The following is a 21,316-nucleotide window of genomic DNA, read 5'->3' on the forward strand; positions in this document are numbered from 1 at the left end:
CGTGGGGAGCGCTGTGCGGTGCCAATTGTCCCCTCCGATGAGCTCGTGATCGCTACTGTCCTCATCCTGGCATCGATCATGCTCCTACTTGAGACCCGATGCCCAGACTGCGGCTCTCCGGCCGGTCGCGGCCAGCATCGCCCACGGTGGTCGACCCATAAACCCGGTCAGATCCTAGACACGCCGGGGTCGCGGGCCCGGAAGGGACTGCTATCCGACTGGCGTGAATGGGTTCACCTCGAAGATCGCGGAGTCGGCTACGCAATCCTTCGGGAGTTTCAGGCCGGGCTTCCGGTCGACGTATCCTCCGCTGATCCGCACGTCGGCGCCTTCCAAGAGCACGGGTCCGTTGCCTGGGAGGCGTGCGCCTCGCTTCCCGTCCTCCAGGAGCGGCTCGGTGCCCTCCGGCCAGAGGGGCACGACGATGTCCGGGTTCTTGACCACCAGGCACTTGGTCGCCGATATGTAGACGAGTTTCCCCGTGAGAAGGGCCTGCATTCCGATCTCGGAATGGGGGTGGATCAGAATCCGCGGGTCACGGCCTGCAACGGTGATGCGATCCGGATCGGATTCGCCGCTGGCGGCAAAGCCGACCGCGGCGGCAACGATCACGGGTAACGCCAGCCAGCTCATTATCCTTTTGATGCGTGGCTCCCTACGTAGGACTGTGCGTACGGCGTGGGTTCTGCCCCCGAGGCGCAGTCGAGTCTCAGGTCTCTGGAGGTGCCGTTCATGCGCTCCAGGAAAGCGAAGGTCCGGAGAGAGTGGCGCTGATCAGGCGCGCAGGGGTGAAGCGCGAGGTTTGCTCGGCGCCATAATCACAGAGGCCGAGGTGAATTCCCCAGGCGGTATTGTACTTGTACCACGGTCCGCCGCTGTCTCCGCTGATGGTGATGGATCCGTCCATGACGATGACGCCGGCTGATCGTGGATAGGAAACATCTACTTCTTTGATGTTCGCGCGGCTGCGTATTGCCGGACGTGCCCATAGTTGCAGATAGCCAAAGCGTCAAGTGAGACCAGACATGCAGTCGCCCTGCGTCGGGAGCCAACAGCCAGGGTGGCTATTCAGCCTAGGTCGGCCCGAGGCGGTCGGCCCGAGGCGGTCAGGCCGTTGCGGGCGAGTGGTGAGAGCGCGGGTGGCAGCCATGGTCGTCCGGTGGTGAACCGGGGTGGTGAACGGCATGCCATCGAATTGATGCGATCATGCAATGCCGGGAACCGCCGGCAGCGAACGTCCATCCGCGGATCGTGGTCGAGGCGATGATGCTGGCCTACATTTCCGACCCTGATCGTCAAGCGAGGAGTGCGGTGAAGCGCTGGTTACGGCGCATGGCGGGCGCGGCCGTCGTGGCGCTTTCAGGAATGACCGGGCCGGTCATGGCCGCCGAGGCGGGGCCGACCTCGGAGATCAACGTCAGCGACGACTGGGAGATCGCGGTCTTCCTGTGTACACCGTCCGCGGACGGGTGCCACAAGCGGTACGCCACGGCGAAGCAGAGGCGGGACGTCGAGACGTTCCTGAAGGGCACGCCTGAGGTGACCGAGGTGCGCTTCGTGAGCCGGGCCGCGGCGTACGCGAGCTTCCGCCAGGAGTTCGCCGGCCAGAAGAAGGTGCTGGCGAGTGTGCGTGCCAAAGACATGCCGGAGTCGTTTCGCGTGCGGGCCTCGGGAGCGGCCGACCGAACCCGGATCGCGCTCCTGGCGAACCGGCGGCCAGGGGTAGGGCTCGCCGTCGATCAGGCAAAGCATCACGTTGATGCTTTGTTGACGCCGGAAATATCGGTATTTCTATGCATGAAGAAGAGCACGGATAGGCCTGCCTGCCTGCATGGACGGGGCAAGGCGAGCAAGTCGGCGGTCACGGTCAAAGAGAGGAAGGCGATCGTCGCCGTCATCGAGCGGGTCCCCGGGCTCAAATCGTACGTATACGAAGACCAGCGGACGGCGTACCGGAACTTCGCCAAGGAGTTCGCGGACAACAAAGCACTCCTCGCGGCCACCAGAGTGTCGGACATGCCCGTGTCGTATCGGCTGTCGATGCGGCCCAAGGCCGACACGGAGGCCCCGAGCCGTCGGCTGGCGCGGATGCCGGGGGTGAGCGAGGTGTACGACGTGCGATGCCTGTTCCTGGAAGCGCGACTGTGGTCGGAATATGGGCTCCAGAAACTCGGCTCCCAGAAATGCGGGTAAGAGCTCCCGTCAAGAACCGCTGCTAACTAGCTGGCACGGCGGTAGACAGCGGCGGCGATTTGCCGGAATGAGCGGATGAGCGGGCTGGAGTCGGTGCTGTTCCAAGCGACCACCAGACGGCTGGGCGGCATGTCGAGCAGCGGAACCGCGACAAGACCCTCCGGAAGGGCGTGGGCGAGCGTGGTCAGCCCCACCGTGCCGTTCCACAGCACCGCCTGCAGGCACTCGTGGACGGTTCGCACCACCGGACCGTCCTGGCCCAGGCCGGCTGGGTGGCTCCAGAAGGCCCGCCAGACGGGGTCGATACCTTCCGGTAGCTGGAACCAGCGGCGGTCGGCGAGGTCGTTCAGGTGCAGGTGGTTACGGTCGGCCAGCGGGTCGTCGGCGCGGAGGACCACGCCGACCGGGTCGGCGCGCAGGACGTGGGTGGTGATGCCGGTTTCGTCGAACGGTGCCCGGGTGAGGGCGACATCGACGAGGCCGGAGCGCAGTCCGGTGGTCGGATCGGTGAAGTCGGCTTCGCGGATGCGGACGTGCAACCCGGGATGGCGCTGGCGAAAGGCGGCGGCGAGTTGGGTGCCGGCCTGTTCGGCGCTGTCGGCGAGGGTGCCGATGGTCATGGTGGCCGTGCCGGCCGCTGCGGCGACCCTGGTGCGTGCTTGATCGGCCTGCTCCAGCAGGGTGCGGGCCTCGTCGTAGAGTGCTGCTCCGGCCGGCGTGAGTGAGACTCCGGTGGGTGATCGGTGCAGCAGGACGGCGCCGAGGTCGGTCTCCAGTTGCTTGATGGCCCTGCTCAGTGGCGGCTGCGTCATGTGCAGGCGTACGGCGGCGCGGCCGAAGTGGAGCTCTTCGGCGACGGCCACGAAGTAGCGCAGCGTGCGTAAGTCCATCAGCGGCGACGATACCCGTACGGCATCGGGCGTGCGGAATCGGTGTTGGACGCCTCCGAGCGTCTCGCGATGGAGTGGGGAGACCGAAATCTGCCGCTTCTGAGGAGTCCGTATGGCCGAATTTGTGTTGCCCGACCCCGTTGTACAGGTCACGGACGTACAGGAGCTCGCCCGCGATCTGGTGGTGATTCCGAACCGGCGAGTGCCGCTGGTGCCGAACATCGGTCTCATCGGTGGTACGCATTCGGTCCTTGTCGTCGATACCGGTATGGGCACGGCGAACGCCGAAACCGTGTTGAAGTTCGCGGCCGACTTCGCTAACGGGCGCAGGCTGTACCTGACCACGACGCATTTTCATCCTGAGCACGCGTTCGGCGCTCAGGTGTTCGCGGGGGAGGCGACGTTCCTGATCAACCAGGCGCAGGCCGAGGACCTGAAGGTGAAGGGGCCTGGCTATATCGAGATGTTCAAGGGGCTCGGGGAGTCGGTCGCGCGTCGGCTTGAGGGGGTCCGATTGGCGACTCCCGATGTGGTCTACGACCATGAGTACGACCTGGATCTGGGCGGTCGGGTCGTGCGGTTGCGGGCCACCGGCCGGGCTCACAGTAAAGGCGATCAGGTGATCACGGTCCCGGACGAGGGGGTGATGTTCACCGGTGATCTGGTGGAGGCCGGGCAGTTCGCCATTTTCCCCTGGTTCCCGCCGCATGACACCGATGTGTCGGGCATCCGCTGGCTGGCGGTGATGGAGCGGCTGGCCGCCGAGAGGCCGCAGGTGGTGGTGCCCGGCCATGGCGATGTGGGCGGGCCTCAGCTCCTGGCCGACGTACAGGACTATCTTCAGCTGCTGCGTGACGAGACCTGGGTACGCCGTGACTCGGCTATGAGCGAGGACACGATCGCCGAAGAGGTGGCCGCCCTGATGATCGCGCGGCATCCGGAGTGGGACGGCCAGGAGTGGATCGAGAAGGGGGTCGGCTGCCTGTGCTCGGAGCGCGCCGCCTAGGCGGCGCGCTTGGGCAGCAGCGCCTCAGCCAGTCGCCGCCATTGCGGCATGGCCGATTGGCCGGGTTCGATGCCGAGAACCTGGATGCCGACGTGGTCGGCGCCGGCGTCCAGGTGGCCGTGCAGCTTGCCGACGATCGTGTCGAGGTCGCCCCAGTACACGAGGTCGTCGACGAGACGGTCGCTGCCACGGCCGCCGTCGATGTCGGCCTCGGTGTAGCCCAGGCGAAGGAACTTGGCGATGTTGTACTTCGTCGTGAAGTACACGTGCAGATGCTCGCGCGCGATCGCCCGCGCCTTGTCCGGGTCGCTTTCCAGGAGCACCGCCTGCTCGACGCCGAGGAACGGGCCGTCGCCCAGCACCTCCCGCGCCTGCGCCGTGTGCCGCACCGTCACGTGGTAGGTATGGGCGCCTTCGGACCGATCGCGGGCCATCTCGAGCATCTTCGGCCCGTACGCCGCCAGCAGGCGTCGCATCGGCGCCCGCGGCGCGGGATTGGCGCTCGTCGTCGCGTCCATCTCATCCAGATAGTCGCTCATCGCCTGCAGCGGCTTGGTCCCGGGCCGCTCACCCCCGAAGCCGAGGCCGAGCAGGTGGCGATCCGGGTAGGCGTCGGCCAGGAGCAACGCCGCGCCCTGGGTCCACCGCGGCTGGCGGGACCAGATCCGCGCGATGCCGTTGATGACGCTGATGCGTTCGGTGCACGACAGCAGGAATCCGGCGTGCGTCATCGCCTCACGTCCGTCCCGCTCCGGGATCCAGAACGCCGGCCAGCCGAGTTCTTCGAGCTCCTGGATGGACTCGCGCATCATGCTCGCGGGCTGGTCCTCGAAGTCGAACGTCCAGACCCCGAAGCGCCCTAGATCCATTCCATCGATCGCGCCCATGTCTCCTCCTGCTATCCGACGGTCATCAACAATCAGGAACGCAGCGAAGTATCGCATATTGTCGATATGAGGCAAAACGTCGCTGCGCAGAGAGCGTTTGGTGGGTCGTCAGAGCGAGTGTCCGAGCACGTCGACGAGCCGGGCGATGCGCTCCTCGTCGCGCCGGTAGTGCGTCCACTTGCCGACGCGAGTGGCGCGGACCAGCCCGGCACGCTGCAACGATGCCATGTAGGCGGAGACGGTCGACTGCGCGAGCCCGGTCTTGGCCTGGATGTGGCTCACGCACACGCCGACCTCGTGCGGGTCCGCGATCGCCTGCTCCATCGGGAAATGGTGCTCGGGGTCGCGCAGCCACTGGAGCACCTGGAGCCGTACGGGGTTGGCGAGCGCCTTGAACACGTCCACCAGCTGCGCGGAGGCGTCTTGTGAGGGTTCGGCGTGTGTCGTCATAGGTCGTCGAGCCGATTATAGGGTCAAATCACGAGGAAGTGCCGGGCGCGGTCCTCGCCCGGCCACAGCGTCAATCGGGCGGGATGACGGCGTCTCGGGGGCCTCCGTACACGGGGTTCTTGTCATAGCGTTCTGCCGTGACGAGCAGGCGAATCACGCCCTTGGCGTTCTCCTCCGCCTCCCAGACGATCCAGTCGTCGCCGACGGGCTCGGTCTGCGTACGCTCCTCGCCGTAGCCGCCGGGGTTCCCCGGCGGGATGGAAATGATCAGGAAGATGACCTTCTTGCCGCGCCGCTTCAGCTCCGGCAGTACCTCGCCGACGGTCTTCTCATCCACGCGGAATCCCTCGAGCGACCGTCCCTTGTCAGTCGCGGGAACGAATTCCGGCTTGTACCTCTTCGGCTTGGGAGCGGCCACGGGTTCGCAGGGCGCCACCGGGCCCTCCATGAGGTAGGTGGAGGTGCCGCTGCTTTCCCCGTTCGCATTGGCGCTGAGCGTCCAGACGAAGGTCTGGCCGGGTCTGAACAGCTTGGTGTCGATCCGCATCTGCCAGCCTTCCGTTTCGCCGGGAATGTTCTCCGGGAGGCTGTACAGACCTTGGGGAATGTCCATGACGAGCTTGCCGCGCGGTTCGCGGCACATCTGCCCGTACGGAACCTGATCGACGATGGCGGGAACCCCGAGAGCCCGCAGCCGCGTCCGCAGGCCCGCGGCATCATGGAAGTCACGGATCTGGATGGTCACCATCCCGTCGGCGGTCTTGGTGACGGCGTAGGACGCCGGCACGCCGGAACCGTCCGCCAGCATGACCGGGCCCACCACCACACCCGCGGCGAGCGCGACCACGGCCCCCAGCCCCAGGGCCAGTTTGCGGGGCTTTCTGAGCTTGCCGGGCAGCGCGCCGGGCTCTTCCGATGTGATGGCGGCCAGCAGCGCCCGCGCCCCCGCGTCGGACGGGCTGCCCCCCTGCCCACCGGGCTCGATCCTGGCCAGTGGCTTCATCGCGTCGATCTCGTCGATGTTCTTCACAGTGGCCTCTCCGCCGGAACGAACCGGCTCTCTGACGTGAAGTGGACATCCGCCTCGGCGAGCGCCCGGGAAAAGCGCTTGCGGGCGCGATGGAGCCTGATGCGTACGGCATTGCGCGACAGCCCGAGCGCCGTCGCGATCTCCTCGCGGTCCAAGCCCTCCCAGGCGACCAGCGACAGCATCTCCCGGTCATCGTCGGACAGGCTCTGGAGGACCTGACCGATCGCCGCGAGCTCGACCCCGCTGTCCGGCGACTCTCCATAGAGATCGGCCATCTCGGCATCGAGCTCGACGCTGCGCGCCCGCCGGCGATTGTCACCTCGGTAGTGGTTGGCCAGCACCTTGCGCGCCACCCCGTACAGCCAGAGCGTGGCTTCCTCTCCCTCCGGTAACTCCTCCACCCGACGCCAGGCGACCGTGAAGGTCTCCGCCACCACATCGGCCGCGTCCTGCGGCGACTCACAGCGGCGAACGGCGTATGCCGTGATCTGGCCATAGGTGCGGTCATAGACGGCCTCGAACCTGGCCAGCCGCTCGTCATCCACGGGCGGTTCCCATCGCAAGTCTCCTTATCAACTCACTTGACGGACAACCATGCCTATGTACGCGACTGGCCCATCATTTCCAGACATAAGGAAAAAGACGGTGGTGGGGACTTGCGCCTGTCAGGGCCATCGACAAAACGGGTGGATCATCGGCGTCCTGCCGTCCTACCGTGAGCCATGGAACCTCACCTGCACCGGCTTGGTCCCGCCCCTCAACGAGTTGGGCGACTGGTCTTCCTCAATGGAACCCCGAGCGCCGGGAAGACGACCGTGGCGAAGGCCCTGCAACAGGAACTGGCCGAGCCGTTCTTTCACCTGTCGCTGGACGAACTGCGTGGTGGCTACCCGCGCCAATGGTGGCAACAGGACCACGGAGGCGTGCTCTTCCGCCGACTGCCGCCACTTGATGAGCCGGTCCATGCGCATGGCTGCTATGACCTGGAGGTGGATACCTCCGTCCAGGGGCCGGCGGAAGTGGCCAAGCTGATCGTTGCCGCGCTGGCGGACCCGCCGGTGGTCTCGGCCTTCGATCGGTTGCGTACGGCTAACGAGTTCCCCCGCGCTTGAAACGGGGTCGCCGAAGTGGCATCGAGTCCGAGACCGAGTATTTCGGCTCCCACGCCCAGCAGGCGATGCTCAGCTTCCGTGTCCGCGACCTGGATGCGATGCTCGCGCAACTGCGCGCCAAGGCAGCGGGCGTGGACAAGGAGACTCAGGACCTGGAGGGTGTCGGCCGATTCGGCTGGGTCACCGAACCTGACGGCAATCGGGTCGAACTATGGCAGTCCAGCTGAAAGCGTCTTCACGCAGGTGGTGACGTGCTGGTAGCCGAACGCCGGTCTTCGTCGTATCCGTACTCGTCGATCCATATGTGAGCTCCGGCTTTGTGGAGGAACCCGATGGCTTCTTCGCTGAGGATGAGTCCCAGGCGGGTGGAGGCCGGCCCCGGCTCGAATGAGCGGAACATAACGAGGCCGACGCTGCACGGTCCTGGACATCGTTCGGGAACCTACTGATCAGAAGGTTGCTGGTCGGTTCGGCTCCAGATCTGCGTGCAGCGGGGGAGGTCTTCGATGCCGCCGCCTTCCGGGATCATGCCCCAGAGGAAGGGGATCAGGTATTGCGGCGGTTCGCCCAGGAGGCCGGGCAGTTCGTCCTCGGTAACGGTGAGGGTGAATGGTGCGCCCCGTTGGCTGGAGTTCCATCCCTGTTCGAGGGCTCGCTGGACGCATCCGGCGACGAGGACGGGGCGGATGGTGATTGTTCGCTCTCCTTGCCAGTTGTCCGGCCGGGCGCAGGGGAGGGACACCACAAGAACGTTCCCCGGCTGCTCGGCTCGCTCAACGGTGAAGGTGAGTGGAGACCAGGTGTCGCCCTGGCGGTAGGTGGGCTTGTGGCGGACGCGCCAGCGGAAGGCGGCGCCGCCGACAGTGATGAGCCGTGATCCCTTCTTGGGCATCGCCACAGCGGTCTCCAAGCTCCGTCCTGGTCCGTTGCCGCTCCGTCGGAGTACCGGAATCGGCTTGCTGCGAGCGTACGAGAAGTGATGCGAGACGTCGGAAGCATAACCGCCGCTCGTTCACGCTCATGTCGATCGTGAACGCGAACAGCTCCGTTTTTGCTACGTTGAATGTAGTATGGTCTTGCCGGTGAGACCCATGGGGCTTACGAGAGAACAGTGGCGTACCCGGAAGGACGAAGGATGCTGATGCGCACGAAACTTGCTGCCCTGGCAAGCACGGCCATGGTCGCTGCCTCGCTGATGGCGGGGGCCACGCCGGCCGATGCGGCCGGTCCTTGCGGCAGTGGGTACAGCAGGGTCGGCGTCTACGCCATCCCGGAGACCGGTGCGAGGGTGGGCACTCTGGAGGTCCACTACAACTCCAGCTCAAACGAGAACTGCGCCCTCACCTACGGCTACGGCTCCACGGCGGGGACCACCACCTGGAAGTCGGTGAAGATCATGGTTGCTGGTGCCGGCTGGTGGGCCGACGTCGACGCGGGGAATTATCCGCAGTACGCCGGGCCCGTGTACGTCTCGGCTCCCGGCAAATGCATCACTGTCGAGGCGGGCGTCAAGGATAAATCTCGCCTCTTGTCTGGTGTGCACTGCGGCTGATGATGCCTTGGGCGGGACCGCTGACGATCGCAAGCGGTCTCGCCCGCCATGCCCGCCCCGGTGGATCGTGCCCGGTTGACCGGCGGATAGGACGGCTCGTACGGCGCCGAATCGGAGGGGCCCCTAGCGGCGGCGTCTACGGTCAGCGCGCCGCCGCGTAGGGGTCCCAGGAGAGAGCGGCTCAGTGCTCCTCCACGGGTACGCCGGCGCTGCCGAAGAAGTCGACCATGGCGCGCGGCGAGTCCGGGGCGAAGCACATGTCCAGGCCTCGGGCGGACCCTTCGGCCGAGGCGGTCGCGCGGGGGAACATGGCCGTCTCGTACTGGGTCAGCGCGGCCTCCACGTCGTCCCCATGGGCGACGATGGCCAGCGCCAGCTCGGCGCCGTCGAGCAGGGCGAGGTTGGCGCCCTCGCCGGCGTACGGCGACATCACATGCGCGGCGTCGCCCACCAGCGTCACGCCGGGGGTCCGGGGCCAGGAGTGGCCGGTCGGCAGGGCGTAGATCAGTCGCGGGACGATCGTGTCGTCACAGTCGCGGATGAGGTCGGTCAGTTCGGTGCTCCAGTCGGCGAACTCCTTGAGCAGGGCTTCGCGGGCCGCGGGCGCGTCGGACCAGTCGACGCCGCGGGTGGTCGTCCAGTCCTGCGGCACCCGTAGTGAGGCCCCCAGGTGGATGTCGGTGCCGCCGTGTCCCATCAGGGCCTTGTCGTCGGACAGGGCGAACATGATGCCGGGACCGACGACGGTGGCCGATTCAGGGTGGTGGGTCGCGACATCGGTGAGTTGCAGCTCCAGATAGGAGATTCCGCAGTATCGCGGGGTGGCTGCCGAGACCAAGGGGCGTACCTTGGACCAGGTGCCGTCCGCGCCGATCAGCAGGTCGGCGGTGGTGCTGCCGCCGTTGGCGAAGGTCAGCCCGTGTCGGCCGTCGGCGAGCCGGTGGGCCGCGGTGACCCGGTGGCCCCAGGCGATGCGGCCGGGGTCGAGGGACTCGATGAGCAGGTTACGCAGTGCGGTCCGGTCTATTTCGGGGCGCCCGCCATAGCCGCCCTCGGGTTCGTGGTGAATGAAGACCGTGCCTGCTTTGTCCAGGACGCGCAGGGTCTCGCCTTGTGGGTGGGTGAGCCGGTGGAACTGTTCGTAGAGGCCGGCTTCGCGCAGCGCGTACTGGCCGGACTCCTCGTGCATGTCGAGGATGCCGCCCTGGCTGCGGGCATCGGCGGACGACTCGCCCTCGTACACGGTGGACTCGATGCCGTGCATCTGCAGGACGCGGGCCAGGACCAGGCCGCTGAGGCCGGCGCCGACGATCGCGATGGAACGTGCTGACATGCTGGGCTCCTACGCGTGAGGGGTGTTGGCGGCGAGGATGCCGTCGACCAGGACGTGGAACGCCCAGTCGGAGCGGCTGGCCCCGTCGCCCGAGATGAGCTCGTCGCCGAGTCCGGCGATGTTCGGGTAGTGAGCTGGATCCGCGGCGGCGATCTGCGCGCCCAGTGCGGAGAGGTCGGCGGCCTCCTGGGCCGCCGATCTCGGGCTGTGCTCGACGGCGGCGGCGGTCGGATACAGCAGCAAGAGATCGAGGCCCCACGCCGCCGCCCGGCCGGTCACGCCGCCTTCGCCGAGCAGGGCGAGGACCGCCTCGACCAGGGCCATGTAGTTGGGGCCGCTGGGCTGGGTGGAGAGCGCCATCCTGGCGATGTCCGGATATTGGAACAGCACGTCGCGGTAGCTGTTCAGCAGGGCCTTGAGGCGGTCGCGCCAGGTCCCGGCATCGGGGGCGGGCACCGTGATCGAGCCGAGCAGGGCGTCGAGGATCTGGGCGTGCAGGTCCTCGGTGTTGCGGACGTAGACGTAGAGCGAGGCGGGCCCGGTGTCGAGGGCGATGGCGATACGGCGCATCGTCACCTTGTGCAGACCCTCGTCACGCATGATCGTCAGCGCGGCGTCGATGATCCCCTGCCTGGTCAACGCGGGTTTGGCCGGGCGTTCGCGGCGGCTGCGGGACGGCTGCTGGGCGCTGTCGCTCGTACTCATGAAGAGCACAGTACCACGAACGCGTTCGTAACGAACATGTTCGACGCATCATCCAGGCGGTGTCGAGCCCTGGCCAGGCGTTCCAGGTGATGGTGGCTTATCACCTCACCCCATTTGACCTGCCCCGCAAGCAGACCGCCCATCACGGACATCGCCGACCCGCAGAGCACCAATCGCGCCGTACTGTCCCGCCCGCTGCCTCCCGGCCCTAGCTCCCGCTGGATGATCGACGGCAGCGCCGGCGAGGTTCGGGACAGGAATGGGAAATCACGGACCCGCGGCTGGCCGTACTCGTGCACACGATTCTCGGTGGGACGCCCGTCCTGAACGCTGCCGAACCCGACCTGGCCGAATCCGACGGGCCGACCGAGTTCGTCAGGGGCGAAGCGGTGTGCCCATTCGCGAGCGAGCTCCTCGAAGTGGGGGCCGAGAATGTTGGATCTGAAGGTGGGCGCGGCTTCTCGCCAAACGGGGTCGACACGGCCCAGTTCGAGTTGGCCGAGGTTGATGTCTGCGCTTTGTTCAAGCTTCGGACGCCTATTTCGCGAGGCGGCCCCGATCGTGGCCGACGCGAAATCAGGTCAGCTCAGCCCGTACAGCCGCTTCAGATCCACGAGCACCGTGTCGGGGCGAGAGCCCGCTGCCTCAACGAGGTCGGGAGTGAATCCGGTGGCGGAGAACAGGGCGATGACCGTCTCGGTCGTGCCCCAGCCTTCCCGCGTCAGCAATTGGCGGATGCCGTCGAGGCGTTCGAGGTCGGAAAGTCCACGACGAGCGAGTGTCGCCTTTGCCTCACCGATCAGGCGGACGCGGTCACCGTCGGTGGCGAGCACATCGATGTCGTGTTTCGCGCGTCCCCGGTCGTCCTGAACGCTGCCGAACCCGACCTGGCCGAATCCGACGGGCCGACCGAGTTCGTCAGGGGCGAAGCGGTGTGCCCATTCGCGAGCGAGCTCCTCGAAGTGGGGGCCGAGAATGTTGGATCTGAAGGTGGGCGCGGCTTCTCGCCAAACGGGGTCGGCACGGCCCAGTTCGAGTTGGCCGAGGCGTGGGGTCGTGATGAGACGGTCGAAGCGGATGATCGGATCACAGACCGAGATCGTCGGCTTTCCGTTGCGGAGCAGGTCATGTGCTTTGGTGAGGTAGCCGGCGGACTCCAGGACACTGATCGGGTAGCGGACGGCGTTGTTGTCGCGGCCGATCGCCGCGCCGATTTTCGCCGGAGTCCGGGCGCCCTGTGCGACGGCGCTCAGGATGTCGCAATACGTCGAACGTGCAGTGATGCGCGGATCTTCGCGGAGCAGGTAGTCGACCTCGGTGTGGGTGAACACGCCGATGCCGACGGACAGCAGGTTGTCGGTGACCCAGCCGTCGAAGTCATCCGCTGTTGTCGGAACGCTGGTCATCAAGGGCCGATAGCCGGGAATTCCTCCCACGCAGGCATGCACCCTGAACGCGACCTCTGGGTCCTGGATCTGCCAGAGCTGAGCAGCTTCGCGGTAGTCCAGGGCATTGAGGCGCATGTCCATCATGGCGCGCCCGCGCAGCGGCTTCGTCCCCGAGAGGAGCGTATGCATGACGCTCAGAGCCGATCCGCAGAGGATCAGCCGCCCTCCCGGCCCGCGGCCTTGCTGGGATTCGTCGTACAGGTGCTGGATGAGTGAGGGGAGTTGAGGCGCGTTGGCCATCACATACGGAAACTCGTCGATGACCACCAGCGGAGGGCGGCCCGCTGGAGCGACGCGTGCCGCGGTTTCCAATGCGGCCCTCAGCAGCCGCTCCCACGATTCGGGTGCTGCCTGGATCGCGTTGCTCAGCCCGGCGTGCCCGGCGACGGCCGAAGCGAATCGGCGCCGCGCCGCGAGGTCGCCTTCGTCCTGCACACAGGCGATGTAGAGACCGCCTACTGCCTCGCAGGCGGCCGTCAGGAGCTGTGTTTTGCCCGTGCGGCGGCGGCCCGACACGAGACCGAGTCGCAACGAGTCGCCCTGCGCGTCGCGAGGGCCGCTGTCCAGCAGGAAGCGTTCCATGGTCCGCCACTGGCGGTCCCTGCCCACGATGGCGGCTGGTTTGCGCATGTGTGACTCTCTTGCTGGGCGTGATCCAGAGGGTTAGCGTAAACCAGTTTACGGAGAACAACGTAGATCGACTTACTGAAATAAGTGTAAATCAATTTACGCCTCTGGCGCGCGCACAGCCCCGCCGGTCGGAGGGGGCCCTACTTGGCGAGGATCCGTACGTCTCCCGTGCCGCTTCTCGCGACGATGGTCCGGTCGCTCTCCGTGCTCTTGATCTCCGACCGCTCGCGTCCGTCCTGGCTCTTCGTTGTGACCCGGTAGGCCCCGTCGGGTACGGTCGCCGTCACCCAGCCGTCCTTGGACAGGAGGTCCAGGTTGGTCGGGGGTGTGGCGAAGGACAGGTCGATGGCGCCGGTGTTCGAGCGGACGCGGACGTTGGGGGATTTGAGGCGTTCGCCGGAGATGGTGGCGTCGTCGCTCAGGAGGCGGAGCTTGCCGGAGGTGTCGTACGCCTTGATCGAGCCGCCGTTCGAGACGTCCACGTCCTGGGTGAGGTTCTGGAGGATGATGCCGTCGTCGTCCCCCTCTACGACGAGGCGCATACCGGGCGGCACCTTGACGTGGTAGCGGGCGCCGCAGTCGCCGAAGACCACCGTGCAGTTGGCGCTCAGGCGGAGGATGCCGTCCCTCAGGGACCACGACGCGTTGCCCTCGTTGGTCGCCTTGCCGCGGAGCCAGCGTTCCACCTGCACGGTCGCGCCGGTGCCGGGCATGATGCGGAGGCCGCCGAGCGAGGACTTGATGGTGAGCTGGGGGCCGCTGTAGGGGAAGGACTGGGCGGTGTGTACCTCTTTGGCGTCTAGGTCTATTGAGCATCCGGTCAGTGCGATGGTCAGCCCCGCCAGCGCTAAGACGGCCAGGGGCGCCTTGGGTGTTGCCGTGATTCGCCTCATGTAGCGATCGTGGCGTGGCGGCCGGGCGTCGCCATCGGCCATTCGACTGATTGGGCATCCGCCGTTCGGCCGCCTTCTGCGTATACTTCGTTTAACGGTGTATACTCCCGTGCCATGATCAAGAGATCCACTCTGGCACTCGTGGGGCTCGGCCTCGTCGCGGGCTGCGCCGCCGCCCCGCCGGTGGCCCCGGCTGTCGTGAGCGGCGGTAAGACCGACCAGCCCCGGCAGATCCAGACAGTCGTGGCGGACTGCATGAAGCAGCGCGGTTTCAAGTACGTCGCCTGGGTCCCGGAGGTGAAGATCTCCGAGGATGCCGGCAAGGCCTATCTGGGCGACTACGAGGCGATGAAGAAGGAACGCACGGAGCAGGGCTTCGGGATCTTCGCCGGCTTCGTCCACCCCGAGCAGCGGGAGAAGCGTGCCCTCTGGCGCGAGTCGGACAGCCCCAACTTCACCATCAAGAACCAGCTGTCGCCCGCCCAGCGGGTCGCCTACGGCAAGGCGCTGACCGCGTGCAGATCGCAGGGACTCCAGCGGGTCACCGGCAAGGTCGTCACGTCCGACGAGGACCGGGCCAAGCAGGAGAACGAGCTGATCGCCCAGCGCCTGGACCGCGACCTCAACGCGGACCCCAAGCTCGTCGGGCTGGCCTCGGCCATGGGCGACTGCCTCAAGGGCAAGGGACACCAGGTGGCCTCCCTCAGGCCGGTGGACATGAGTCAACGGGGTGGCGAGGAGTTCGAGGCCCAGAAGAAGCGGATCGCCCTGAACGATGACATTCCCGATAAGGGGCTGCCCGCCGGGCAGTACTACGAGCCGCGTATTCCAGTGGGCACCGCTCGGCAGTACCTGAGCAGGGAGATCAAGGCCGCGCTCGACGACCTGGAGTGCGGCAAGGACTTCTACGCCGCCTACCTGCCCAGGAGCATGGAGATCGTGCGGCGGGTGCAGGGGGAGTTCGGCAGCGGCGGCGACAACAGCTGACGTACCCAAGCCTCCAGGCCCCAAGATCCTTACGGCAATGGCGCTACAAGGCCGCCAAGAGTTTCGTCACATGTGACAGCGGATCCGCGCCGAACGGTCGTACCGCCACCGTCTGGGCGCCCGCCGCCCACATCTGCCGCACCATGTCGGCGGCCTCCGAAGCGGAGCCCCTGGCCATGACGACCTCCTCCGGCCGCACCTTGAGGAACCCGGCTTGTTCCACCGCGACGTCCCAGGTGGCCTCGCGCGCGTCGGGGCCGATGTACAGGTGGATGAAGGACACCACCTCGTGGTCGGCCGGGGCGCCGATGTGGCCCACGAGGGCGGAGAACTGCTCGGGGCTGAAACCCTCCGGGAGGATCGTGCCCTGCGCCACCCGGCCCGACAGGGCGAGGGAGCGCGGGCCGAGGACGCCGGCCAGGACCGGAGGCGGTACGGCGGGCGGATGGACCAGGGAGACGCCGTCCAGGTGGACGGAGCGGCCGTGCAGGGTCACCGTCTCGCCCCGGAGCAGGCCGCGGACCGAGGTGATCGTCTCTTCCAGGAGCGCCAGAGGTGACGGGGGCGCGGCGCCCACCTGGCGCATCCAGTCGCGCACGCCGTGGCCGATCCCGGCGGCCAGGCGGCCGGGGTGCAGGCGGGCCAGGTTGGCCAGCTCCATGGCCAGGAGCATCGGGTTGCGCAGGGGAGCGGGGGTGATGCCGATGCCCACGCGCAGGCGGGACGTGGTCGCCAGGGCGGTGGCGGCCGAGGAGATGGCGCCGGTCCAGCCCAGGTCCTCCACCACCCACAGGCCGTCGACCGCCGTGCCGTCCAGCTCCTTGGCGAAGGGGATCAGCTGCTCCGGCGGCAGGGCGCGGTCGAACATGACACCAAGTTTCAAGATCTCCTCCAGTAATAGCGGAAAAGCCGGCCGACCTCTGAATAGCCCGCGCGCAGGAACGCGCCGGCCGTGGGTCTGTTGCCCACGTCCGTGGCCGCCACGATACGTTCGACGCCCGTCTCGGCCAGCGTCGCGGTGCCCTTGGCCAGCAGATCGTTGACGTAGCCGTGGCCCCGGTGCTCCGGAACCACGCCGATGTACGCGATGGAATGATCGTCCGGCGCCACCAGCCCCACCGGGTCGTCGCCCAGGTAGCCGACGACGAACCAGTCCGGCTTGCCCTTGCGGTTGACCAGGTCGTCGTACATCCATTGGGCCTCGTGCTCGGCACCCGCGGTGGCCAGTTCCACCTGCGTGTCGTAGTCGAGTGACCCCTCCGAGATGCGTACCAGCAGGTCGAGCACGGAGGCGGCGTCGAGGCCGCGGGCGGGGCGGTAGGTCAGCCGGCCCGGATCGACCGGTACGTCACTCCCGGCCGCCCACTCGAGCATGAGCCGCTCGACCTCCATCGCGAACCCGGCGCCGAGCAGCGCCTGGTGTTCGACGGCTCGGTCGACGACCGGGGTGAGGCCGGGTTTGAGGGAGATGTCGTGGATTATCTTGTCCAGGCCCATCTCCGACAGGCCGCGGCGCAGCAGACCGGCGGCAAGGCCGGGATCGGGGCCGGGCTCGAACTGCCAGGTGATCACCGGGTCCGCGCCGCGGTAGGGCGCCCAGAACGCGAGCCGCGCCGGGCCTTCCGTGAAACACCATTCCGGCAGCGTCTTGCCCTCGTCGAAGGCCATGGCCAGTTGACCGCGGGCAGGCTCGGGGAACTGATCGAACAACGTGACCGGCCCCCTACGAGACCGCTGGAAGATGCGCGCCGAATGTCTTGAACCCGAAAGTCATGAACATCGTTTAGCACACCTTCGACGATCGTTCGATCTCAGGCCGCCGCCCCGAGCACCGCCCGCGCCTCCAGCAGCGACGAGCACGTCTCGAAGTGCCGGTCGAGGTTGGTGATCGTCAGCAGATGACTGATCATGCCGGGAGCGAGAACCAGGATGAACCTGCCGTGCGCGTGCCGCACATGGCTGTGGGTGGCCACCAGCACACCCAGCCCCACGGAGTCGCAGAAGGGCACGTCGGTCAGATCCAGCACCAGTTTCGGGGGGTCGGCGGAGGCCAGCACCTGATCGAGCGCGGCTTGGAGGCGCGGAGCGCCGGCCACGTCGAGGTCTCCGACGGCATGCAAGACGGTAAGCGGTTCCTCTCGCCACGACCTGACCACCATGGCTGTCAGGTGCCCGAATGGAGGGGGGATATGCCTATTTCTTACAGATGTTCTGGGTCGCCGTTTTAGTAACCGGTGTAGTGGTGGGCTTGGCGCTTGGCGTGGTCGAGGCCTTCACTTTACCGATCTTCGGCTGGTCGCTGCCGACGATCACTTCGATGCCGTCCTCGTCCATCTGAACCAGATCGGCCCCGGGGATGGCCGCGGCGACCGTGCGGGCCGAGTCCTCGCGACCGGGCCCATACCGTACGACCGTCTTCTTGTAGTCCTTGCGCTTGGTGTTGCCCGGGGTGCCGGTCACCTGGAACCCGGCGGCGACCAGCGCCGTCTTGGTGCGGGCGCCGAGGCCGGTGATGAGCGTGCCGTTGAGCACCTTGAGCGCGATCCGATCCGCCGGGATGGTGGGTTTGGCGGAGGACGAAGCGGACGAGCTGGGAGCGGGGCTGGGCTTGGACAGGTCCTCGTCGGCCTTGATCCGGTTGAAGAGGTCACGGGACGCCTGCTTGTCCCAGAGCACCGCCGACTCCCCGGTGGGAGCCTTGAAGTCCACGTTGGCCAGCGGCACGTCGGCGAACTTCACGTTGTCCAGCGAGACGTCCCTGAGCTGGGTGGCCAGCCCGATCAGGTCGTCGTCGGGATCGACCTTGATCGTGCTCAGCGTGGAGCTGACGAACGAGTTGAGCCGGGCCGGGTTGGCCAGCGTGCCGGCGCTGAGCGCGCGGTTCAGCAGCGCCGAGATGACCTGCTGCTGCCGGTCGATGCGGTCGAGGTCGGAACGGGCGGTGGCGCGGGTGCGGGCGTAGCCGAGCGCCTGGGTGCCCTTCAGCTCGTGGGTGCCGGCCGCGAGGTCCAGCCCGGCCTTGGGGTCCTTGATCGGCACGGGCGTGCAGACGGTGACGCCGCCGAGGGAGTCGACCACGTTGATGAAGCCGAGGACGTTGACCTCGATGTAGCGGTTGATCCGCAGCCCGGTGGCCTGCTCGACGGTCTGGCGGGCGAGCTTGGGACCGCCGAACTGGTAGGCTGAGTTGATCTTGTGATCGCCCTTGCCGGGGATGGTCAGCCAGGTGTCGCGGGGCAGGCTCACCACGGTGACCCTGCTGTGGTCCTCCGACAGGTGGATCACCATCATGGTGTCGGTGCGCTGGCCCGACTCGCGGCCCAGTTTGAGCTCGTTCTGCTGCTTGCGGGTGAGGTCGTCGCGCTTGTCGACGCCGACGAGCAGGATGTTCATGGCGCCGCGGGGGGCCGACTCGGTCACGCCCGCGTCGACCGTGCCGATCTGCTTCGGCGTCGCCCACACCACACCGGTGCCGGCCAGGACGCCCACGGACAGCACACCCGAGAGGATCAGATTCCGGCGCCGGGCCTTGGCGCTCTTGAGCGGCCTGCGCGTGCGCCTGCCCACGAGCTTGACGCCGCCGTAGGCGTCGCCGCCCACGTGTACTCCAGCGTCCTCCTCGCCCGGGTCGCGCATGCCCTGCCCCCCTCGTGCCACCGCGGGATTGCCGTCCTCCCCTGCTCGTACAGTAGCGTGAGCCCCGCCATGAAGCAGTTCCCCGACTCGCCGCACGCGCCAGCGGAGACGCACGGCTGGCCGCCCATCTCCGTCGTCATGCCGGTCCTCAACGAGGAGCGGCATCTACGCGAGGCCGTAGACATGGTCCTCGCCCAGAGCTACCCAGGTGAGATCGAAGTCGTTCTCGCCGTGGGGCCCTCACATGACCGTACCCAACAGGTCGCCGACGCCATCGCGGCGGCCGACCGGCGGGTGACCGTGGTGCCCAACCCCACAGGTCGCACGCCCAACGCGCTCAACGCCGCCATCGGCGCCTCCCGCAACGGCATCATCGCCAGGGTCGACGGGCACGCCATGCTGCCCTCCGACTACCTGCGCGTCGCCGTGGAGACGCTGAGGGAGACCGGCGCCGACAACGTCGGCGGCGTCATGGCGGCCGAGGGCATCACGCCGTTCGAGAAGGCCGTCGCGTGCGCGATGACCTCCAAGATCGGCGTGGGCGCGGCCGCCTTCCACGTGGGCGGCACGGCGGGCCCCGCCGACACCGTCTACCTGGGGGTGTTCAGGCGCGCGGCGCTCGACCGGGTCGGCGGCTACGACGAGCACTTCCAGCGGGCCCAGGACTGGGAGATGAACCACCGCATCCGCCAGACCGGCGGGCTGGTCTGGTTCCAGCCGCGCATGCGGGTCTCCTACCGCCCCCGGCCCAACGTGAAGGCGCTGGCCAAGCAGTACTTCCACTACGGGCGCTGGCGCCGGGTGGTCTCGCGCACCCACGAGGGCACGATCAACCTGCGCTACCTGGCGCCCCCCGCCGCGGTGCTGGCGATCGTGCTCGGCCTGCTCGTCTCGCCGTTCTTCCCCCTCGCGCTGATCGCGCCCGGCGGCTACGCCGTCGCGATCGTGGCGGGCTCCGTCCTGACGGGCAGCGGGCTGCCGGGGGCGGTGAAGGCCAGACTGCCGATCGTGTACGCCGCCATGCACATGTCCTGGGGCTGGGGCTTCCTCACGAGCCCGCGCAGACTCGCCCGACCCCCGCGCTGAGCCTGGTCAGTCCCTCCGGAAACTCCGGCCTGAGCGGGTCAAGCGTCGTCCAGGCGCACGTCTATCACTTGCCCGGTCAGGTCGGAGATGAGGACGTCCAGCGAGGTCTGGGCGACCGCGCGCGGTGAGAGCAGGGTGTGCGGAGGCTCTTCGCCGAACGCGCGCTCGCGCGTAGGCGTGCCGGTGGGCTCGGGGTTGACGCAGTTGACCCGGATGCCGTCGGCGGCCCACTCGTCGGCGAGCGCCTGCGTGAGGTTGACGACGGCGGCCTTCGTCGAGGAGTAGAGGCTGTAGCCGGCCCGGCCCCTGGTGTAGCTGGAAGAGGTGTAGAGCAGCAGGCGGCCCGCGCTCTCACGCAGGTACGGGTAGGCGGCGCGGGCCACGTTGACCGGGCCCAGGTAGTTGACGCCCACGGCCTCGGCGATGGTCTCGTCGGTGACCTCGGCGAGCTTGCCCATGTGCAGCACGTCCGCGGTGTTGACCACGTAGTCGACCCGGCCCACCTGCGCCAGCGCCTTGGCCACCTGGTCGTAGTCCTCCACCCGCACGCCGTTCTGGGTGCGCGAGAAGGAGTGCACGCGGGCGCCGTGGCCGGCGGCGAGCTCGACGACGTCGGCGCCGATGCCGTAGCCGCCGCCGAAGACCACCATGGTCCGGCCGTCGAGCGCCTCCCGGTAGTCCCTCGGGCCGGGAATGGGCGCGCTCGTGGCGGCCAGCTGGAGGAGCTTGTCGGCGATGTACACGTCGACCGGATGGGTGATCTTCATGTTGCGCTCGCTGCCCGGCACGATGTGGATCGGGACGTCGGGCAGGTAGCGCAGCAGCACGCCGCAGTCGTCGGTGGCCGGCCGCCGGTCGAAGTCGGGGTCGGCGAAGGCCCGCTCGTACGCCTCGCGGATCAGCGACAGCCGGAAGCACTGCGGTGTCTGGACGCGCCGCAGCCGGGATCGGTCGGGAATGTCGTGAATGGTCTCGCCATGAGGCCCAGGGGCGGCCACCACGACGGTGTCGGAGCTCGGGATCGCCACGCCCACGGCCGCATGCGTCTGCAGGGCCCTGACACACTCCGTGATGATCCGGGGCTCCAGGAGGGGCCGTACAGCGTCGTGCAGGAGCACGTTGCACTCCCTCGGGCCCAGGGCCTTGAGCGCGCGCCAGGTGCTCTCGGGGCGGCTCGCGCCGCCCTCGACGATCTGGCTGACCTTGTCGAAACCGCCCCTTTCCACGATCTCCTTGACCGTGTCGGCGAAGCCGGGAGTCATCAGCACCACGACCTCGTCGATGTCGGGCGAGCCGTTGAACAGGGCGAGCGTGTGCTCCAGAATCGTCCGACCGGCGAGCTTGATGAGCTGCTTGGGGGTGTTGAGCCCGACACGCTGACCCACGCCGCCTGCCAGGACCACCCCTACGGAGCGCAGCCGAGATTCCATAGGGGGAGCGTAACGGTCCGGTTCCGTGATATCGCGTTGCCCTGTCGC

The 21,316-nt window shown here is 67.6% G+C and carries 24 protein-coding genes; 7 read left to right on the forward strand and 17 right to left on the reverse strand.

The genetic code is table 11. The features are described from left to right. Positions 1–210: 210 nt before the first annotated feature. Positions 211–633: a hypothetical protein gene (locus tag AB0B61_RS14410; protein WP_358431770.1), complete on the reverse strand. Its 423-nt coding sequence runs from the start codon at positions 631–633 to the stop codon at positions 211–213. A 97-nt stretch (positions 634–730) separates the two neighbouring features. After that, positions 731–907 (reverse strand): hypothetical protein, encoded by a 177-nt coding sequence (locus AB0B61_RS14415; RefSeq protein WP_358431771.1) that lies wholly within the window; start codon positions 905–907, stop codon positions 731–733. Positions 908–1,251: 344 nt separating this feature from the next. Here AB0B61_RS14415 and AB0B61_RS14420 point away from each other — a divergent pair, with 344 nt between their 5' ends. Further along, positions 1,252–2,193 (forward strand): permease-like cell division protein FtsX, encoded by a 942-nt coding sequence (locus AB0B61_RS14420; protein ID WP_358431773.1) that lies wholly within the window; start codon positions 1,252–1,254, stop codon positions 2,191–2,193. 26 nt (positions 2,194–2,219) lie between these two features. On the opposite strand, the gene AB0B61_RS14425 is transcribed toward AB0B61_RS14420, so the two are convergent. Further along, complete coding sequence (locus AB0B61_RS14425; RefSeq protein WP_358431775.1) at positions 2,220–3,083, reverse strand: LysR family transcriptional regulator; 864 nt, start codon at positions 3,081–3,083, stop codon at positions 2,220–2,222. A 112-nt stretch (positions 3,084–3,195) separates the two neighbouring features. On the opposite strand from AB0B61_RS14425, the gene AB0B61_RS14430 reads away from it, so the two are divergent. Further along, positions 3,196–4,089 carry an MBL fold metallo-hydrolase gene (locus AB0B61_RS14430; RefSeq protein WP_358431777.1) on the forward strand — a complete coding sequence of 298 codons (894 nt, stop codon included), beginning with the start codon at positions 3,196–3,198 and terminating at the stop codon, positions 4,087–4,089. On the opposite strand, the gene AB0B61_RS14435 is transcribed toward AB0B61_RS14430, so the two are convergent. From AB0B61_RS14435 to AB0B61_RS14450, 4 genes are all read right to left on the reverse strand, one after another. Continuing rightward, positions 4,086–4,976, reverse strand: coding sequence for a TIGR03620 family F420-dependent LLM class oxidoreductase (locus tag AB0B61_RS14435; protein ID WP_358431779.1), 891 nt, complete (start codon positions 4,974–4,976; stop codon positions 4,086–4,088). The two genes, AB0B61_RS14430 and AB0B61_RS14435, sit on opposite strands and share 4 nt — an antisense overlap. 108 nt (positions 4,977–5,084) lie before the next feature. Beyond that, positions 5,085–5,426 (reverse strand): metalloregulator ArsR/SmtB family transcription factor, encoded by a 342-nt coding sequence (locus AB0B61_RS14440; RefSeq protein ID WP_358431781.1) that lies wholly within the window; start codon positions 5,424–5,426, stop codon positions 5,085–5,087. Positions 5,427–5,496: 70 nt separating this feature from the next. Further along, entirely contained in the window at positions 5,497–6,456 is a 960-nt protein-coding gene (locus AB0B61_RS14445) for a hypothetical protein (protein WP_358431783.1), read from the reverse strand. Further along, positions 6,453–7,019 carry an RNA polymerase sigma factor gene (locus tag AB0B61_RS14450; RefSeq protein WP_358431785.1) on the reverse strand — a complete coding sequence of 189 codons (567 nt, stop codon included), beginning with the start codon at positions 7,017–7,019 and terminating at the stop codon, positions 6,453–6,455. The genes AB0B61_RS14445 and AB0B61_RS14450 overlap by 4 nt, the downstream gene beginning before the upstream one ends. 159 nt (positions 7,020–7,178) lie before the next feature. Here AB0B61_RS14450 and AB0B61_RS14455 point away from each other — a divergent pair, with 159 nt between their 5' ends. Next, a complete protein-coding gene (locus tag AB0B61_RS14455; protein WP_358431787.1) occupies positions 7,179–7,568 on the forward strand; it encodes a zeta toxin family protein in 390 nt (129 codons plus the stop codon). Next, a complete protein-coding gene (locus tag AB0B61_RS14460) occupies positions 7,565–7,795 on the forward strand; it encodes a VOC family protein (protein WP_358431789.1) in 231 nt (76 codons plus the stop codon). The genes AB0B61_RS14455 and AB0B61_RS14460 overlap by 4 nt, the downstream gene beginning before the upstream one ends. A gap of 215 nt (positions 7,796–8,010) precedes the next feature. Here the strand turns inward: AB0B61_RS14460 and AB0B61_RS14465 are convergent, their stop codons facing one another. Beyond that, a complete protein-coding gene (locus tag AB0B61_RS14465; protein ID WP_358431791.1) occupies positions 8,011–8,466 on the reverse strand; it encodes a hypothetical protein in 456 nt (151 codons plus the stop codon). 237 nt (positions 8,467–8,703) lie between these two features. Here AB0B61_RS14465 and AB0B61_RS14470 point away from each other — a divergent pair, with 237 nt between their 5' ends. Further along, positions 8,704–9,120: a hypothetical protein gene (locus AB0B61_RS14470; protein WP_358431793.1), complete on the forward strand. Its 417-nt coding sequence runs from the start codon at positions 8,704–8,706 to the stop codon at positions 9,118–9,120. A gap of 181 nt (positions 9,121–9,301) precedes the next feature. Here the strand turns inward: AB0B61_RS14470 and AB0B61_RS14475 are convergent, their stop codons facing one another. The 4 genes from AB0B61_RS14475 to AB0B61_RS14490 form a co-directional block, all read right to left on the reverse strand. Next, a complete protein-coding gene (locus tag AB0B61_RS14475; protein WP_358431795.1) occupies positions 9,302–10,453 on the reverse strand; it encodes an NAD(P)/FAD-dependent oxidoreductase in 1,152 nt (383 codons plus the stop codon). Positions 10,454–10,462: 9 nt separating this feature from the next. Next, positions 10,463–11,158 carry a TetR/AcrR family transcriptional regulator gene (locus AB0B61_RS14480; protein ID WP_358431797.1) on the reverse strand — a complete coding sequence of 232 codons (696 nt, stop codon included), beginning with the start codon at positions 11,156–11,158 and terminating at the stop codon, positions 10,463–10,465. 581 nt (positions 11,159–11,739) lie between these two features. Then, positions 11,740–13,188 carry an ATP-binding protein gene (locus AB0B61_RS14485; protein WP_358431799.1) on the reverse strand — a complete coding sequence of 483 codons (1,449 nt, stop codon included), beginning with the start codon at positions 13,186–13,188 and terminating at the stop codon, positions 11,740–11,742. Positions 13,189–13,376: 188 nt separating this feature from the next. Further along, positions 13,377–14,129 carry a hypothetical protein gene (locus AB0B61_RS14490; protein ID WP_358431801.1) on the reverse strand — a complete coding sequence of 251 codons (753 nt, stop codon included), beginning with the start codon at positions 14,127–14,129 and terminating at the stop codon, positions 13,377–13,379. A 114-nt stretch (positions 14,130–14,243) separates the two neighbouring features. Between AB0B61_RS14490 and AB0B61_RS14495 the strand changes: the two genes are divergently transcribed. After that, complete coding sequence (locus tag AB0B61_RS14495) at positions 14,244–15,116, forward strand: hypothetical protein (RefSeq protein ID WP_358431803.1); 873 nt, start codon at positions 14,244–14,246, stop codon at positions 15,114–15,116. A 43-nt stretch (positions 15,117–15,159) separates the two neighbouring features. Here the strand turns inward: AB0B61_RS14495 and AB0B61_RS14500 are convergent, their stop codons facing one another. From AB0B61_RS14500 to AB0B61_RS14515, 4 genes are all read right to left on the reverse strand, one after another. Continuing rightward, the gene (locus AB0B61_RS14500) at positions 15,160–15,999 is read right to left on the reverse strand and encodes an LLM class flavin-dependent oxidoreductase (protein WP_358431805.1); all 840 of its coding nucleotides are present in this window, start codon (positions 15,997–15,999) and stop codon (positions 15,160–15,162) included. Beyond that, positions 15,996–16,826 (reverse strand): GNAT family N-acetyltransferase, encoded by an 831-nt coding sequence (locus AB0B61_RS14505; protein WP_358431807.1) that lies wholly within the window; start codon positions 16,824–16,826, stop codon positions 15,996–15,998. Before AB0B61_RS14505 ends, AB0B61_RS14500 begins: the two co-directional genes overlap by 4 nt. Positions 16,827–16,927: 101 nt before the next feature. Next, a complete protein-coding gene (locus AB0B61_RS14510; RefSeq protein ID WP_358431809.1) occupies positions 16,928–17,275 on the reverse strand; it encodes an STAS domain-containing protein in 348 nt (115 codons plus the stop codon). Between the two features lie 34 nt (positions 17,276–17,309). Next, positions 17,310–18,752 (reverse strand): LCP family protein, encoded by a 1,443-nt coding sequence (locus AB0B61_RS14515; RefSeq protein ID WP_358431811.1) that lies wholly within the window; start codon positions 18,750–18,752, stop codon positions 17,310–17,312. A 69-nt stretch (positions 18,753–18,821) separates the two neighbouring features. Here AB0B61_RS14515 and AB0B61_RS14520 point away from each other — a divergent pair, with 69 nt between their 5' ends. Continuing rightward, positions 18,822–19,838: a glycosyltransferase family 2 protein gene (locus AB0B61_RS14520; protein ID WP_358431813.1), complete on the forward strand. Its 1,017-nt coding sequence runs from the start codon at positions 18,822–18,824 to the stop codon at positions 19,836–19,838. 38 nt (positions 19,839–19,876) lie between these two features. On the opposite strand, the gene AB0B61_RS14525 is transcribed toward AB0B61_RS14520, so the two are convergent. Beyond that, positions 19,877–21,268: a bifunctional cytidylyltransferase/SDR family oxidoreductase gene (locus tag AB0B61_RS14525; RefSeq protein ID WP_358431815.1), complete on the reverse strand. Its 1,392-nt coding sequence runs from the start codon at positions 21,266–21,268 to the stop codon at positions 19,877–19,879. Positions 21,269–21,316: the final 48 nt, after the last annotated feature.

The organism is Nonomuraea sp. NPDC049158 (genome assembly GCF_040648335.1).
Lineage (GTDB): Bacteria > Actinomycetota > Actinomycetes > Streptosporangiales > Streptosporangiaceae > Nonomuraea.

What these genes read in the sequence shown, in the direction of transcription:
- AB0B61_RS14520 (WP_358431813.1), top strand. Translation starts at nt 18,822, where the DNA reads ATGAAGCAGTTCCCCGACTCGCCGCACGCGCCAGCGGAGACGCACGGC.
- AB0B61_RS14430 (WP_358431777.1), top strand. Translation starts at nt 3,196, where the DNA reads ATGGCCGAATTTGTGTTGCCCGACCCCGTTGTACAGGTCACGGACGTA.
- AB0B61_RS14485 (WP_358431799.1), bottom strand. Translation starts at nt 13,188, where the DNA reads ATGGAACGCTTCCTGCTGGACAGCGGCCCTCGCGACGCGCAGGGCGAC.
- AB0B61_RS14435 (WP_358431779.1), bottom strand. Translation starts at nt 4,976, where the DNA reads ATGGGCGCGATCGATGGAATGGATCTAGGGCGCTTCGGGGTCTGGACG.
- AB0B61_RS14510 (WP_358431809.1), bottom strand. Translation starts at nt 17,275, where the DNA reads ATGGTGGTCAGGTCGTGGCGAGAGGAACCGCTTACCGTCTTGCATGCC.
- AB0B61_RS14525 (WP_358431815.1), bottom strand. Translation starts at nt 21,268, where the DNA reads ATGGAATCTCGGCTGCGCTCCGTAGGGGTGGTCCTGGCAGGCGGCGTG.
- AB0B61_RS14480 (WP_358431797.1), bottom strand. Translation starts at nt 11,158, where the DNA reads ATGAGTACGAGCGACAGCGCCCAGCAGCCGTCCCGCAGCCGCCGCGAA.
- AB0B61_RS14470 (WP_358431793.1), top strand. Translation starts at nt 8,704, where the DNA reads ATGCTGATGCGCACGAAACTTGCTGCCCTGGCAAGCACGGCCATGGTC.
- AB0B61_RS14440 (WP_358431781.1), bottom strand. Translation starts at nt 5,426, where the DNA reads ATGACGACACACGCCGAACCCTCACAAGACGCCTCCGCGCAGCTGGTG.
- AB0B61_RS14455 (WP_358431787.1), top strand. Translation starts at nt 7,179, where the DNA reads ATGGAACCTCACCTGCACCGGCTTGGTCCCGCCCCTCAACGAGTTGGG.
- AB0B61_RS14415 (WP_358431771.1), bottom strand. Translation starts at nt 907, where the DNA reads ATGGACGGATCCATCACCATCAGCGGAGACAGCGGCGGACCGTGGTAC.
- AB0B61_RS14490 (WP_358431801.1), bottom strand. Translation starts at nt 14,129, where the DNA reads ATGAGGCGAATCACGGCAACACCCAAGGCGCCCCTGGCCGTCTTAGCG.
- AB0B61_RS14425 (WP_358431775.1), bottom strand. Translation starts at nt 3,083, where the DNA reads ATGGACTTACGCACGCTGCGCTACTTCGTGGCCGTCGCCGAAGAGCTC.
- AB0B61_RS14410 (WP_358431770.1), bottom strand. Translation starts at nt 633, where the DNA reads ATGAGCTGGCTGGCGTTACCCGTGATCGTTGCCGCCGCGGTCGGCTTT.
- AB0B61_RS14475 (WP_358431795.1), bottom strand. Translation starts at nt 10,453, where the DNA reads ATGTCAGCACGTTCCATCGCGATCGTCGGCGCCGGCCTCAGCGGCCTG.
- AB0B61_RS14495 (WP_358431803.1), top strand. Translation starts at nt 14,244, where the DNA reads ATGATCAAGAGATCCACTCTGGCACTCGTGGGGCTCGGCCTCGTCGCG.
- AB0B61_RS14515 (WP_358431811.1), bottom strand. Translation starts at nt 18,752, where the DNA reads ATGCGCGACCCGGGCGAGGAGGACGCTGGAGTACACGTGGGCGGCGAC.